This window comes from Clostridium sp. CM037 (assembly GCF_055081095.1).
This window is the reverse complement of sequence record NZ_CM143650.1, coordinates 2,583,717-2,598,375: the sequence shown is the minus strand read 5'-3', so window position 1 is coordinate 2,598,375 and position 14,659 is coordinate 2,583,717. Positions and strand designations below refer to the sequence as shown.

The window sequence follows — 14,659 nt, the reverse complement described above, 5'->3', positions numbered from 1 at the left end:
GACAAATTATAAAAAAAGGTGTATTTTATAACTAACATTAGCACTCGATAACATAGAGTGCTAACAAAATAAAAAATAAGAATAGTTGGTACGAAAGGGGAAATTTTAATTGGAAAAAAAGCAGTTTAAAACGGAGTCTAAGAGAATTCTAGATATGATGGTAAATTCCATATATACTCATAGGGATATTTTTTTAAGAGAACTTATCTCTAATGCTAGTGATGCTATTGATAAAATTTATTATAAGACACTAGCAGATAATTCATTGACTTTTGATAAAGATAACTATTACATTACAATAGCCAGTGATAAGTTAACCAGAACAGTAAAAATTTCTGATACAGGAATTGGAATGACAGAAGCTGAACTTAGTGATAACCTAGGAGTTATAGCTAAAAGTGGCTCTTTAGCATTCAAAAAAGAAAATGAAATAAAAGATGGGTACGACATAATTGGACAATTTGGAGTGGGATTTTATTCTGCATTTATGGTAGCAGATAATATTACTGTTATAAGTAGAGTTTTTGGTAGTGATAAAGCTTACAAGTGGGAATCTAATGGTGCAGAGGGTTATACTATAGAAACTTGCGTAAAAGATACTGTTGGAACAGAAATTACACTTAAAATAAAAGAGAATACAGAAGATAATAATTTTGATGAATATCTTGATGTGAACTCACTAAAATCTATTATAAAGAAATACTCGGATTTTATTAGGTACCCAATTAAAATGGATATAAGTCAGTCAAGACTTAAAGAAGGTAGTGAAACAGAGTACGAGGACTTTGTTGAGGAAAAGACTGTAAACAGTATGGTTCCTATATGGAGAAAAAACAAAAGCGAACTTACTGATGAAGATTATGACAATTTTTACGCTGAAAAGCACTATGGATTTGATAAACCAGCAAGGCATATCCATATTAGTGTTGATGGTGTTGTAAGTTATAATTCAATTTTGTATATTCCAGAAAAAACGCCTTATGATTTCTATACAAAAGAATATGAAAAAGGCTTAGAATTATATTCAAGTGGCGTTTTAATTATGGATAAGTGTGCAGATTTATTGCCTGACTATTTTAGTTTTGTAAAAGGAATAGTTGATTCAGAAGACTTGTCACTTAATATATCTAGAGAAGTACTGCAACATGATAGACAACTTAAACTTATAGCTAAAAACATTAAAACTAAAATTAAAAATGAGTTAGATGGTTTACTTAAAAACGAAAGAGAAAAATATGAAGAATTCTATAAAGCATTTGGAAGACAATTGAAGTATGGCATTTATAGCGATTTTGGAAGTAATAAAGATGTTTTGCAAGACTTATTGTTGTTTTATTCATCAAAGGAGAAAAAGAATGTTACTTTAGATGAATATGTTTCTAGAATGCCAGAAGATCAAAAATATATTTATTATGCTTCTGGAGAATCAAACGCGCGAATTGAAAAATTACCACAAATTGAAATGGTATCAGATAAAGGATTCGAAATTTTATATTTCACGGATGAGGTAGACGAATTCGCTGTGAAAATGATAATGAAGTACAAAGAAAAGGAGTTTAAATCTGTATCAAGTGGTGACTTAGGTATAGAAGTAGATGAAAAAGAAAATCCTTCTAGCACTGATGAAAAAGACAATAAAGAATTATTTGAACATATGAAAAGTATTTTAGCAGGTAGAGTTAAGGATGTTAGGGCATCAAAAAGACTTAAGAACTACCCAGTATGTTTATCAAATGATGGTGACCTTACAATAGAAATGGAAAAAACATTAAATTCTATGCCTAACAATGAAAACATAAAAGCAGATAAGGTTTTAGAAATAAATATAAATAATGATATGTTTAAAGTACTTAAAGAGTCTTTCGATAAAGATAAAGTTAAGTTAGATTTATACACCAATATATTATATAATCAGGCACTACTTATTGAAGGATTACCGATTAATGATCCGGTAGAATTCACAAACAATATATGCAAAGTGATGATATAATGAAAATACGCTTTTAATGAAAATTTAAGCATATTTATGAGCTATAAATGGACATTAGTTCGTTTATAGCTCATTTTTATTATTAAAGAATAAGTTGAATATTACAAAGGAGGAAGAGCTTATGGTAAAACTCATCGCAACAGATATGGATGGCACCTTATTAAATGACAATGGAAATATAAATGAAAAAATATTTGATTTAATACATGCGTTTAATGATAAGGATATAAAATTTGCAGCAGCGAGTGGCAGATTTTATTCTCAACTGAGCAAAAATTTTGAAAAGGTGAATACTGATATGATATTTATTGCTCATAATGGAGCCCTTGTTAAGTATAATAACAAGGGTAAGACGTTGTATTCAAACAGTATTGATAGAGAAGAAATAGACTCTGTGGTGAATTTAAATCCAAAGCTAGGAGAGGAATTATTTTTAGCTGGAGAAAATGAGGCATATATAGTAAATCCATCAGAAGATATGTTGAATAACTTTACATCTTTTGAGGTGCCTGTGGTAATATTAAAATCTTTTAACGAAATAAAAAATCCAATATATAAGATTACTTATTATATGACTGATGGAGTTAAACCATCTATAGTGGATTATATAAAGGAGAATTTGAGTGATAAGCTTGAATTTGTTGTATCTGGCGACAAGTGGATAGATATAATGAACAAAGGTATAAGTAAAGGAAAGGCTATAAATATGATTCAAGAAAAATTTAAAATAAATCAAAAAAGCACAATGGTTTTTGGAGATTATTATAATGATTTGACTATGTTTAAAGCAGCGCATTATAGTTATGCAATGAAGAATGCTCCAGAAGATGTGAAAAAACATGCTAACTTTATTGCAGGAAGCAATAATGAAGATGGAGTGTACAATGTAATAGCTTCTTTGTAGAAATAAATGCTTTTTATACAATTAGTTAATGAATTTAAAACAAAGTATAGCCTTTCCTAATAATGGGAGAGGCTATTTTTGGCTGATTCTGTAAGCTATTCGTTGAAGTTCTACAAATATCTTTGGATCGTCATTACGCAAAAATTATATGTTTCAATCTATTTACTTGTAATCAAGACAATGGTAAAATTATATTAAACGCTGTTTAATATAATTACAGTGATTAATAAAACATTAATTATTGGAGGGGTTATGGGAATAACAGAAAGAAGACAATTAGAAAAGGAGATCATAAGAAAAAAAATAATAGATGCCACAAATGATATATTAGTGGAAGAAGGCTATGAAAATTTATCTATTCGTAAGATTGCTAGTAGAATTGAGTATTCTCCAGGTATTATTTATCACTATTTTAAGGATAAGGCTGAAATAGTATCTTTTGTTGTAGCGGAAGGGTATGGAAACATATTAAAAATTATAAGTGAGATTCCTATAGATACTGAAAACCCAGATAAGACAATAGTAAATGGGATGAGATCTTATATTGAACTTATGCTAGAAAATCCACAGCAATTTAGGGTTGTTTTAATGAATGATATTGAAACTATACAAGAGAAAGTAAATATGCTGCAGGAAGGTATTTCAAAGGAAAGAAAAAGTATACAAGGGCTTTGTAAGTTAGTAGAATTGGCGATTAAAAAAAACATTTTCAGAAAAATGGATATTGAGCTTACTGCACAAATAATATGGACATCGACTCATGGTCTTGTTTCTAGATTAATATTAGAAAAAAATATTACTAAGCAACAAAAAGAGAGACTTATAAATCATCATTTTGAAATTCTTATTAATGGATTATTAAAATAAGGGGGAGATGCAAGTATGAAAACAGTTATTATTTATGCATCTAAACATGGTTGCACAGAAAAATGTAGCAATCTTTTAAAGGATAAGCTACATGGTGAAGTGAAAATTGTAGACATAAAAAAGGAAAGTATGCCGGAAATAATTTTGTTTGATAACATTATTATCGGCGGGTCAATCTACATGGGAAGAATTCAAAAGGAAGTAAATGCGTTTTGTTTAAAAAATATCAGTGCATTAAAAAAGAAGAAACTTGGATTTTTTATTTGTTGTATGAGTGAAAATGAGATTGCAGAAAAACAGATACACACATCTTTTCCCGAAGAATTGTTAACAGATGCAATTGCAACACAATACTTCGGAGGAGAGTTCATATTTAAAAAAATGAATGTCCTTGAAAGATTTATTATTAAGAAGATTAGTAAAACTAATAAGGATACATCAACGCTTTCAAAGGAAAATATTAATAAATTTGCACAGTTAATAAACAATGGTTAAGTTGAGGGATGGTGGGATTAAATGTAGATGTTATTTCAGGGGCAACAGTAACTTCCAAAGCATATTTAAAGGCTATTGAAAATTCATTAAAGTAATAAAACAACAGACATGCACAGAATATGGTTAATAACATTTATATCTAAAGTGAATACATTTTTTTTAGGTGGCTGTAGAAATCAATACTTTTTTATACAATTAATTGATGAATTTAAAAGAAAGTATAGCCTTTCCTAGTAATGTAAGAGGCTATACTATTTTAATACAGTTTTTAAAGTATAATAATTAATTTGTATTAGGAAAATTCTTAATTGACCAATCTTGTATCATTTCTAATGCGGGAAAAAGGTCTTTCCCAATTTGTGTTAGTAGAAATTCTACTTTAGGAGGAACTTCGGGGTAAATAATTTTTTTTACTAAACCATCCCTCTGAAGTTCCTGTAATTTTTCATTAAGAACTTTTTGACTAACACCGCAGGTTATCCTTTGAAGTTCTAAAAATCTCTTTGGACCATCATTTAGATGGCATAAGATTACAGCTTTCCATTTTCCTCTAATTAATTCCATTCCAAGATCTATATTACAAACGTATTGCTTACCATTATAGCTAATCATTTTTACACCCACCTTATATAAATCAATCAAATGAAAACATAATAAATAAATATTATTATATACTATTTGAGTTTTAGTATCAATTCACATGGAAATAAATATGGTGAAGAGCACTTGAAATGCAGCAATTCATACCTTTTGGTAAGTTACCTTACAAAAAAGTGCGTACTTGTCCTATGTTTTTTAATGGCGTATACTTTCAAGTAGAAATGTATTTAATTTAATGCCAAGGAGTGTGGAAATTTTAATGATTACTATAGTCGCAAAAAATTCGATTAAACAAGCCAAAGTAGAAGAATTCAAGGGTTTAGCAGAAAAACTTATAAAAGAAAGCAGAAAAGAAAAGGGAAATATATCGTACAATTTATATCAAGACACTAATAAATGCAATATATTAACATTTATAGAAGAGTGGGAAAATGAAGATGTAATTAAGAGTCATAATACCTCAGAACATTTCACTAGTATTGTTCCCCAATTTGAAGATTTACAAGAAAGTCAGTCAGAGATTAATTTATATAAATTGATATAACAAAATATTTTATTCGGAAAATGAAATTAGGAGGTAGCATAAATGAAAGTTGTAGCTTTTAATGGTAGTCCCAATAAAGAAGGAAATACTTATCATGCAATAAAAATGGTTGCAAATGAACTTGAAAAAGAAGGAATAGAAACGGAAATCATTCATGTAGGTAACAAGTCAATTAGAGGATGTATTGCTTGTAATCAATGTGCAAAAAATAAAAATGAAAAATGTGTGCTTCCAGGTGATGATGTTAACGAGTGGATTCAAAAAATGAATGGAGCGGATGGAATAATTTTAGGTTCGCCTGTACATTACGCATCAATGGGAGGAACTATGAAATCATTTCTAGATAGAGCTTTCTATGTTATAGGTAATAATGAAGGAATGCTAAGACATAAGGTTGGTGCATCTGTTGTTGCTGTTAGGCGTTCTGGTGGGATTCCAACGTTTAATCAGCTAAACAATTATATTAATTATTCGGAAATGTTAATGCCAACTTCAAATTATTGGAATGTTATTCACGGTACAAGCACCGGTGAGGCATTACAAGATGAAGAAGGGGTGCAAATTATGAGAGTGCTTGGGAAGAATATGGCATGGCTTATGAAATTAGTTGAAAATGGAAAAGAAAATATTAAAGCACCAGAAAGAGAAGAAAAAATATTCATGAACTTTATTCGATAATAGAGTATTTTATAAGATTGAAAAGAACTGCTTAAGTTTAACTTGAGCAGTTCTTTTCCATTTTGTTTACAGAATTACATCTATTACTCCATTTACTAATTCTGAAGTTGGTAATGCATTTTCTACGAAGATATTGCAGCTTCGCAGGTGATGACTTAAGCTAGCGCAAGGTTGCAAATAATATGCCTAAAGGGTTGCAAAAGAATTACGATAATTAATGTAACGGCTACAATTATAAAAAGATATGAACAAATTAAAAAAAATTAAAGATAAGGGAGCGATATTCGATGAAAAAAATAAGTGCAAAAATAATAGCTTTAAATGTTTTAGTTGTACTATTGACAGCTCTATTAATTGGAGGCATGGCAATGTATAGAATGTCAGTGCTTAGTAACAATGCTATTATAACAATTGATACCACTGTTAGGACAGGTTATGATGAAAAAATCAAAAATCAAGTAGAAAATGTTATAACTATGCTCGAGGGAATTAGTAAAAAATATCAAGGTGGAGAGATGACTTTAGAGCAGGCTAAGAAACTTGGAGCTGATTTAACACGTGAAATGAGATATGGTGAAGGTGGTTATTTTTGGATAGATACTGTTGAAGGAGTAAATGTGGTACTCCTTGGTGGAGAGATTGAAGGTAAAAGTAGATATGATTTAAAGGATGTAAAAGGAAAATACTTAATAAAAGAAATTATTGCAAATGGATTAAAGGAAGAAGGGGGATACTCAGATTATTGGTTTACTAAGGACGGGGAAGACAAACCATTACCAAAGAGATCATATAGTAAGGAATTTAAAGATTTTGGTTGGGTTATTGGCACAGGAAATTATATTGATGATATAGACAAATTTGTTGCAAATGAAAAAACTGTTTCAAGCAAAGCTTTTTCTGAAAGTGTAATTAATTTTATAATTTTAGCTGTTGCGGTTATTACATTATCTGTAATTGTTGCATTTTATTTTAGCAAAAAGATTTCCAATCCTATTTTAATTATAAGCAAACTATTGGATAAAACAGGAAAATTTGATTTAACTGATGATAGGGATTATGAAAGAATTTTAAAATATAAAGATGAAACAGGAGTTATTGCACAATCAGTTGTTGATTTAAGAAGTTCATTGAGGGAGATCACTATTAATTTGCAAGAAAATTCTCAGGAGGTTTTTAAGTCTTCAAAAGATATGGCTGTTGCTACGGATGAAACTGTGAAATCTATAGAAGCGGTATCGGTAGCAATTGAGGAGCTAGCAAAGGGTGCAACAAATCAAGTACAGGATGCGCAAAGTGGTGCTAGTGAATTGTCAAATCTTGCAGAAGAAATTAATACTGCCGTAAATAGTTCAGCGCTGTTAAAAGATTATTCTAATGAAACTAAATTAGTAAATACAGAAGGATTACAATCTATGAAGGTACTTACTGAAAAATTTAGGGAAAGTAACAAGTCCAATGAAGAAGTAGTTGAAAATATATCTTTGCTTGAGAATAAATCAAATTCTATCGGAAAAATAATAAGCACTATACAGTCGGTAGCAGAACAAACAAATCTTTTGGCGTTAAATGCGGCTATAGAGGCAGCCAGAGCTGGGGAAGCTGGAAAAGGATTTGCAGTAGTAGCTGAGGAAGTAAGGAAACTTGCAGAAAAAACTGCAGAAGCTACTAATGAAATTACAAATATGATTGGTGAAATTCAAGGAGAAATCACTAAAGTAACAATGAACATAAATAAGGGGGCAAGTGTTAATAAAGAAGCAAATTTGGCTATGACGCTATCCCAAAAATCTTTTAATAGCATAGAAGAAGCTATTGCTAATATGATTGCTCAAATTGACACATTGGGTTCTAATATCAATAATGTTGATAAAAATAAAGATAGAGTATTACAATCTATAGAAGGAATGTCAGCAATATCAGAACAATCTGCCGCTTCAACGGAGGAAATATCTGCATCTATGGAAGAGCAAACTAGTGCTATGGAAGAAATATCAAACACTGCTGAAAATCTTGAGAAGATTGTAGCTAAATTAGATGGAATAGTACAGAAGTTCATACTTTAATATATTGAAATTTCAAATATTAAAAGTATAGAATAAAAACTATCTTTCTAGGATAATATAATCTTAGAAAGGGGAGATGATTTAATGCCAAATAAAGCTACAAAAATGAATATACAGCATGATTTAAATAAAAAACATAATAAGCCTGGAATCGTGGATGCGGAAGGGGAACCAGTTAATAACAAAGCAATAAAAGAAGCTAAAAAAACATTTCGTTAAAAAAGAGCCCTAGGGCTCTTTTTATATTGTAAAATTACTTAGTAGGTTGATCTCCTCTAAATCCATAATTAGTTGAAATGGTTCTTCCAATACTATTAATCTTACCTGTTATGCATCCACGACAATGAGCGGGAGTATCCCCAGTACATATTTTACCTGGGTACAGTGCATAATGTTTTCTGTATTCTCCTTCTGTAACATTAGGCATAACTACATTGGCGCCGCTTTTAAGGGCCATTAGTCTTCCGTTTTTGTTTAAGGACTCGATAGCAGTTGTCGCAGGTATATTAATGTCTGGTAGGAGTAAACGGGTTATAGCCATAACTTTAAGTGCCATAGTTAGCTCCTTACCCTTGGCATTTGCAAGTGGTGTGTCTTCATTTGGAATAAAAGGACCTATACCTAGCATGTCAGCATTTATTTCTTTGAAAAATAATATATCATCCGCATATGACTCTATAGTTTGGTTTGGGAGACCAACCATAACACCAGTTCCAACTTCATAGCCTAATTCTTTTAAAGTCATTAAGCAATTCAGTCTGTTTTCGTGGCTCATGCCTGGATCTATATCTTCATATAGGTTTTTATCCGTTGTCTCAATTCTTAGAAGATATCTATCAGCACCAGCGTCTCTAAAAGCTTTATATTCATCATAAGTTTTTTCACCTACACTTAAAGTTAGAGCTAAATCTAAAGCCTTTATGCCCTTTATTATTTTGATAAGTCTATCACTTGTGTAATAATCGTCTTCACCACCTTGGAGCACTATTGTTTTATAGCCAAAAGACTTAGCTTTAGTGGCAAAGTCTAAAATTTGTTCCTGCGTTAATCTATACCTAACTAAACTTTTATTATCCCGTCTGAGTCCGCAGTAATGACAATTTCTTTTGCATATATTGGTAAATTCAATAAGACCTCTAAGATGAACGTCATCACCTAAATATTTTTTCCGAACTTCATCAGCTGCATCAAATAGTTCTTGGTCTACATCATTGCAACTTAAAAGAGAGATGATTTCTTCTTTGCACAATTTATGTTCTGTTTTTGCCATGTTTATTATTTCTAACAATTTCATCATTATCGGTTACCTCCTATTATTTATTATTGTAGTTACTAAAATATAAAATAATTATAAATTATTTTGTCACTAACATATAGTGTTAAGACTATCATAATATTATAAATAATATATGTAAATATAAAATAAAGAAAACATATTAATAAATTAAATAATATTATTGATATAAATTAGTAATTATTGTAAATATTGGCATCTAATATTATTGACTTAAGAAAAGAAAGGTGCTACTATAAAAATAAGTTTAATTATATGAAATTTAAGTTAAAGAACAAGAATAAAGGAGAGGTTATTTATGAATAAAGTTGAGATTTATACAAGTAATGCTTGTGGATTTTGTCATATGGCTAAGGAGTTTTTCGAAGAAAATAATATTGTATATATAGAGCATAATATTTCTGAAAATTTAGAAGCAAAAAAAGCACTTATAAAAAAAGGCTATAGATCAGTGCCGGTAATAGATATAAATGGAGAAGAAATGGTTGGGTTTGATAAGGAAAAAGTAGTTGCTAAATTAGGTCTATAAAAGTAATAAAATATATATGTTAAAAAAGAAGCTTTATAAGCTTCTTTTTCTTTTTGGTAACAATCATCTCTAGGGATAATGACAATTATCAATGTCATTATATCACTTATAAAAGTAGGGGCTTTGTTTATAAAATGTTGCTAAATATCTAAAAACAAATAAAAGTGTGTCAAGCATTTTTGAAAATGTCCCAAAATATTTAAAACATTAGCACCAGTTTTTCTGGTGCTTTTACATTGATTTTGATTACCTAATGCATGTTGTGCAAACTGGATATAAGATTATTTAGTTACTTTGAAATTTCTCCTAAAATCTTTCCTAAATATCTTTTAGCCGTAGGCTTATAATTTTTGATGCATTAAAGCATCTCCTTCTGAAATGTCATTAAAACTGAAAAATTGTTTTTGAGGGTATGCAAGAATCCTTCCATTTATATTAGCGTAGCTAGTGAATGGGAATCCAGTTATTTTTGTCAATTTGATTTTATTAGCTTTTGCTTCCATTGGCCAGTTTCTTAATCTATTATTGAGATATGTTTTGGGTTCACTTAATAAACCTTAGAAGATTGTCTTTTTCAAAGATCTAAAATGAACAGATTTTTAGTGTTCCTATGCTACATTATCGCTGCGGTGAGCCTGTTTATTTAGATACCGCTCAAAAGAATCTTGTTTCCAAGGATGACTCATTGGTGGTATGTAGCGTTTTCTAGGTTGGTCATTTGGAACAACTAAATCAAAGTTCTTAGAGGAAAGTTTATGCCCTGGTAATAAATCTAGCGCATAAACCTTTTCATCTACACACAAGAAAATCTCGTCACTAAATGCCTGAATTACCATTCCAGATGTTCCTTTGCGATAATGTACAGGATGACCATTGGAATCTATAGGTAAATAGTAATTCTTTTTAAATTTGATACAGCTTCCGTTATCTACCTTCCTACTAGTCAATACGGCAAGAGTTAAGTTGATTTTTTCATTATCTGGTTGCATTTCAAAGACAGATTTGATATCATCAACAGGTAATGCAAACTGAGCATTGAATTCTTTTATGTAGGAGTTTAAGAATTCGTTTGCTTGCTCAATTGTGTTTATACCAGCTAGTCGCATTTCCAAGGGGAGGCGTGATTGTAACGTCTGAAACATTCTTTCTACGCGTCCCTTGGCTTGTGCAACACTACTGGTTCTAATTTCTATACCCAATTGTTTACACGCATAGCTAAACTGTGTAAATGTGTCCTCTTCAACTGAAGGGGATTTTTTTTGTTTATATTCAAATACAGTACGTCTATCAGTGAATAACATGTAGGGAATACCATAGTCAGTAAGCACTTGGTGTAGTACATGATAGTATCCGTTTAAAGTTTCCTGTGGATCGAAATAAGCCCCCATAATAGCGCCAGTGGCATCATCTACAGCGATATGCAACTGACTTTTTTCATTACCGAACCAAAGATGTACCGAAGCATCCATTTGAAGCATTTCACCTGTATAAGCACATCTTGGACGTCTAGGATGTGCATCCTCGGCAGCAATTATGGAACTTTGAATTTCAGCAATTTCTTTAATAGAATTAGTTGTTTTTTGTAGTTCTTTTAATTCTGCCTTGATCCTTTTTCTTGTAGCACGCTTCGCCTTAGGGGACAGGATGAAATCCTGTATAAGGATAGAGTGAATAGTGCTAGTAGAAACCGTTATATTGTGATGTTTTTTTAGTAATTCAGAAAAGTGAGTAAAATTGGCTTCAGAGTATTTGGTACGGTATAAATCCAGGATTAACTGCTTTGTATTAACAGTGAGGGCATGTGAGGGCTTCCGCCCTCGATTACCATGAATAAAGAATTCCTTTCCACTTTCTTTATATCCCTTAACCATTCTGTTAATATGCCTAACTGAACAATTGAGAGCTATAGCTGCTCGCTTTTTATTTCCATCTGTTTCTACTAATTTTTTTATAGTAGAGTACTTATCTATTTCTTCCATAGTTAAATTCACCTTTCTCATTATCGGCACCTCATTTCTAGTCATGAGGTTTATTATACAATGTTTTCATATTTGGGACATAATCAAATGTGGTATAGTAAGACATTATCATAAATCAATCATATAAATATCTAAAAACAAATAAAAGTGTTGACATGTACAATTTTAACTGATAGAATAGTAAAAGTAGTCACTTGTTGACGAATGTATAACGTAAATTGGTCTTTGAAAATTAAACAGAGAAATAGGTAAAGATAGCGAAATAATATTTCGTTAAACCAGTTAATTACTTTAGTATAAAGTAAAATTTAGTCGTAAGACTAAAAGTATGTAATGAGCTTGCGAATCAACTTAACGGTTGTCGCAGATTAATCATTTCAACTAAAAAAGTGTAAACTTTTAAATTGAGAGTTTGATCCTGGCTCAGGACGAACGCTGGCGGCGTGCCTAACACATGCAAGTCGAGCGATGATTCGTCTCCTTCGGGAGATGTTGATTAGCGGCGGACGGGTGAGTAACACGTGGGTAACCTGCCTCAAAGAGGGGAATAGCCTCCCGAAAGGGAGATTAATACCGCATAATATGTTTTGGTCGCATGACCTAGACATCAAAGGATTTTTCTTCGGAAACTTCCACTTTGAGATGGACCCGCGGCGCATTAGCTAGTTGGTGAGGTAACGGCTCACCAAGGCGACGATGCGTAGCCGACCTGAGAGGGTGATCGGCCACATTGGAACTGAGACACGGTCCAGACTCCTACGGGAGGCAGCAGTGGGGAATATTGCGCAATGGGGGAAACCCTGACGCAGCAACGCCGCGTGAATGATGAAGGCCTTCGGGTTGTAAAGTTCTGTCTTCTGGGACGATAATGACGGTACCAGAGGAGGAAGCCACGGCTAACTACGTGCCAGCAGCCGCGGTAATACGTAGGTGGCAAGCGTTGTCCGGATTTACTGGGCGTAAAGGATGCGTAGGCGGACATTTAAGTCAGATGTGAAATACCCGAGCTTAACTTGGGTGCTGCATTTGAAACTGGGTGTCTAGAGTGCAGGAGAGGTAAGTGGAATTCCTAGTGTAGCGGTGAAATGCGTAGAGATTAGGAAGAACACCAGTGGCGAAGGCGACTTACTGGACTGTAACTGACGCTGAGGCATGAAAGCGTGGGGAGCAAACAGGATTAGATACCCTGGTAGTCCACGCCGTAAACGATGAATACTAGGTGTCGGGGGTCGAACCTCGGTGCCGCCGTTAACACATTAAGTATTCCGCCTGGGGAGTACGATCGCAAGATTAAAACTCAAAGGAATTGACGGGGGCCCGCACAAGCAGCGGAGCATGTGGTTTAATTCGAAGCAACGCGAAGAACCTTACCTAGACTTGACATCCCCTGCATAACCCAGAGATGGGCGAAGTCCTTCGGGACAGGGTGACAGGTGGTGCATGGTTGTCGTCAGCTCGTGTCGTGAGATGTTGGGTTAAGTCCCGCAACGAGCGCAACCCTTATCATTAGTTGCTACCATTAAGTTGAGCACTCTAGTGAGACTGCCCGGGTTAACCGGGAGGAAGGTGGGGATGACGTCAAATCATCATGCCCCTTATGTCTAGGGCTACACACGTGCTACAATGGTGAGTACAAAGAGATGCAAGACCGCAAGGTGGAGCCAAACTCAAAAACTCATCCCAGTTCGGATTGTAGGCTGCAACTCGCCTACATGAAGCCGGAGTTGCTAGTAATCGCGAATCAGCATGTCGCGGTGAATACGTTCCCGGGCCTTGTACACACCGCCCGTCACACCATGAGAGTTGGTAACACCCGAAGTCCGTGAGGTAACCTAACACTTAGGTGTTTATGGAGCCAGCGGCCGAAGGTGGGATTGATGATTGGGGTGAAGTCGTAACAAGGTAGCCGTAGGAGAACCTGCGGCTGGATCACCTCCTTTCTAGGGAGTAGATGTATTGACTTCGGTCGATGCACAATATCTATTGTAATTAATCGTACCTAATTCTCTGTTTAATTTTGAGAGACTAATAGTCTAAAAATGTAATGAGCAATTATAAAAGCACTTTTGGTGTTTATTGTTGTTCATTACATTTTTTGATTAGTTTAACAATATTTTAGTTATATATATAACTAAAATATTGTTAAACTAAAATATATAAAGAGTATGTGCATGATAAAAAACAAACTTCCACAAGATAGTGGAAGTTTGTTTTTCTATATTTAATAAATACTCAAAATACATTCATTAGTAAGCAAAAGTTAAATTGCCTACGGAAGTAGCTACTGTCTTTGAAGTTAACCACTCATTTGTTACAGAATCATCAAAAAAATATAAGGCTCCTTTAGTTACATCTAGTATTTGTCCAGAATATATGGTGCTATTTGAAAGTCCATTATCTTTCATTAAAATATTCGTAGTTGTGTTATAAGCCTTGCTGACACTATATAATGTATCACCTGATTTAACTGTATATGAAGCAGCATATACAGAGCTGCTACTTACTAAAGCTAAGGTTAACGCTAATAGTGTAGTTTTTAAATTTAATTTAATAATAACGAGTCATCCTTTGTATGCCTATGAGGTTAGTTGACGGATTCGGGTTAAAGGCACCCTACTCTAGATAAGAGATTCACCCCATAAGGAAATCCCCCGTTCTCCATTTAGGAGATTTGGCAATTCAATAACCATATTGTAACATTAAGCGACAAATTAAG

The 14,659-nt window shown here is 32.9% G+C and carries 15 protein-coding genes, 1 rRNA gene and 1 riboswitch; of the genes, 11 read left to right on the top strand and 5 right to left on the bottom strand.

Features of this window, described 5'->3' with window-relative positions:
• Positions 1-109 precede the first annotated feature (109 nt).
• The 5 genes from htpG to ACWJKP_RS12645 all read left to right on the top strand — a co-directional run bounded on the left by htpG (position 110) and on the right by ACWJKP_RS12645 (position 4,351).
• The gene (htpG, locus tag ACWJKP_RS12665; RefSeq protein ID WP_165414335.1) at positions 110-1,990 is read left to right on the top strand and encodes a molecular chaperone HtpG; all 1,881 of its coding nucleotides are present in this window, start codon (positions 110-112) and stop codon (positions 1,988-1,990) included.
• A 121-nt stretch (positions 1,991-2,111) separates the two neighbouring features.
• Entirely contained in the window at positions 2,112-2,894 is a 783-nt protein-coding gene (locus tag ACWJKP_RS12660; protein ID WP_165414334.1) for an HAD family hydrolase, read from the top strand.
• A gap of 252 nt (positions 2,895-3,146) precedes the next feature.
• On the top strand, positions 3,147-3,761 hold the full coding sequence (locus ACWJKP_RS12655) for a TetR/AcrR family transcriptional regulator (RefSeq protein ID WP_165414333.1): 615 nt from the start codon (positions 3,147-3,149) through the stop codon (positions 3,759-3,761).
• 15 nt (positions 3,762-3,776) lie between these two features.
• Positions 3,777-4,256: a flavodoxin domain-containing protein gene (locus tag ACWJKP_RS12650; protein ID WP_165414332.1), complete on the top strand. Its 480-nt coding sequence runs from the start codon at positions 3,777-3,779 to the stop codon at positions 4,254-4,256.
• A gap of 8 nt (positions 4,257-4,264) precedes the next feature.
• The gene (locus ACWJKP_RS12645; RefSeq protein ID WP_165414346.1) at positions 4,265-4,351 is read left to right on the top strand and encodes an FMN-binding protein; all 87 of its coding nucleotides are present in this window, start codon (positions 4,265-4,267) and stop codon (positions 4,349-4,351) included.
• Between the two features lie 187 nt (positions 4,352-4,538).
• On the opposite strand, the gene ACWJKP_RS12640 is transcribed toward ACWJKP_RS12645, so the two are convergent.
• On the bottom strand, positions 4,539-4,868 hold the full coding sequence (locus tag ACWJKP_RS12640) for a winged helix-turn-helix transcriptional regulator (protein ID WP_165414331.1): 330 nt from the start codon (positions 4,866-4,868) through the stop codon (positions 4,539-4,541).
• A gap of 247 nt (positions 4,869-5,115) precedes the next feature.
• On the opposite strand from ACWJKP_RS12640, the gene ACWJKP_RS12635 reads away from it, so the two are divergent.
• The 4 genes from ACWJKP_RS12635 (at position 5,116) to ACWJKP_RS12620 (ending at position 8,360) form a co-directional block, all read left to right on the top strand.
• Entirely contained in the window at positions 5,116-5,400 is a 285-nt protein-coding gene (locus tag ACWJKP_RS12635; protein WP_165414330.1) for a putative quinol monooxygenase, read from the top strand.
• A 42-nt stretch (positions 5,401-5,442) separates the two neighbouring features.
• Positions 5,443-6,078 carry a flavodoxin family protein gene (locus tag ACWJKP_RS12630; RefSeq protein WP_165414329.1) on the top strand — a complete coding sequence of 212 codons (636 nt, stop codon included), beginning with the start codon at positions 5,443-5,445 and terminating at the stop codon, positions 6,076-6,078.
• Between the two features lie 287 nt (positions 6,079-6,365).
• Entirely contained in the window at positions 6,366-8,141 is a 1,776-nt protein-coding gene (locus ACWJKP_RS12625; RefSeq protein ID WP_165414328.1) for a methyl-accepting chemotaxis protein, read from the top strand.
• An 84-nt stretch (positions 8,142-8,225) separates the two neighbouring features.
• The gene (locus tag ACWJKP_RS12620) at positions 8,226-8,360 is read left to right on the top strand and encodes a hypothetical protein (protein ID WP_263492348.1); all 135 of its coding nucleotides are present in this window, start codon (positions 8,226-8,228) and stop codon (positions 8,358-8,360) included.
• Positions 8,361-8,394: 34 nt separating this feature from the next.
• Here ACWJKP_RS12620 and hydE read toward each other — a convergent pair whose 3' ends face one another.
• On the bottom strand, positions 8,395-9,438 hold the full coding sequence (gene hydE / locus ACWJKP_RS12615; protein ID WP_165414327.1) for a [FeFe] hydrogenase H-cluster radical SAM maturase HydE: 1,044 nt from the start codon (positions 9,436-9,438) through the stop codon (positions 8,395-8,397).
• A 295-nt stretch (positions 9,439-9,733) separates the two neighbouring features.
• Here hydE and ACWJKP_RS12610 point away from each other — a divergent pair, with 295 nt between their 5' ends.
• Entirely contained in the window at positions 9,734-9,964 is a 231-nt protein-coding gene (locus ACWJKP_RS12610) for a glutaredoxin family protein (RefSeq protein WP_165414326.1), read from the top strand.
• Positions 9,965-10,305: 341 nt separating this feature from the next.
• On the opposite strand, the gene ACWJKP_RS12605 is transcribed toward ACWJKP_RS12610, so the two are convergent.
• Complete coding sequence (locus ACWJKP_RS12605) at positions 10,306-10,467, bottom strand: hypothetical protein (protein WP_165415094.1); 162 nt, start codon at positions 10,465-10,467, stop codon at positions 10,306-10,308.
• A gap of 105 nt (positions 10,468-10,572) precedes the next feature.
• Positions 10,573-11,943 carry an ISNCY family transposase gene (locus ACWJKP_RS12600; RefSeq protein WP_462961669.1) on the bottom strand — a complete coding sequence of 457 codons (1,371 nt, stop codon included), beginning with the start codon at positions 11,941-11,943 and terminating at the stop codon, positions 10,573-10,575.
• A 400-nt stretch (positions 11,944-12,343) separates the two neighbouring features.
• On the opposite strand from ACWJKP_RS12600, the gene ACWJKP_RS12595 reads away from it, so the two are divergent.
• Positions 12,344-13,883 (top strand): 16S ribosomal RNA (locus tag ACWJKP_RS12595).
• 306 nt (positions 13,884-14,189) lie between these two features.
• Here ACWJKP_RS12595 and ACWJKP_RS12590 read toward each other — a convergent pair.
• Complete coding sequence (locus ACWJKP_RS12590) at positions 14,190-14,348, bottom strand: hypothetical protein (protein ID WP_411955880.1); 159 nt, start codon at positions 14,346-14,348, stop codon at positions 14,190-14,192.
• A 153-nt stretch (positions 14,349-14,501) separates the two neighbouring features.
• A riboswitch (cyclic di-AMP (ydaO/yuaA leader) is annotated at positions 14,502-14,630 on the bottom strand.
• Positions 14,631-14,659 lie beyond the last annotated feature (29 nt).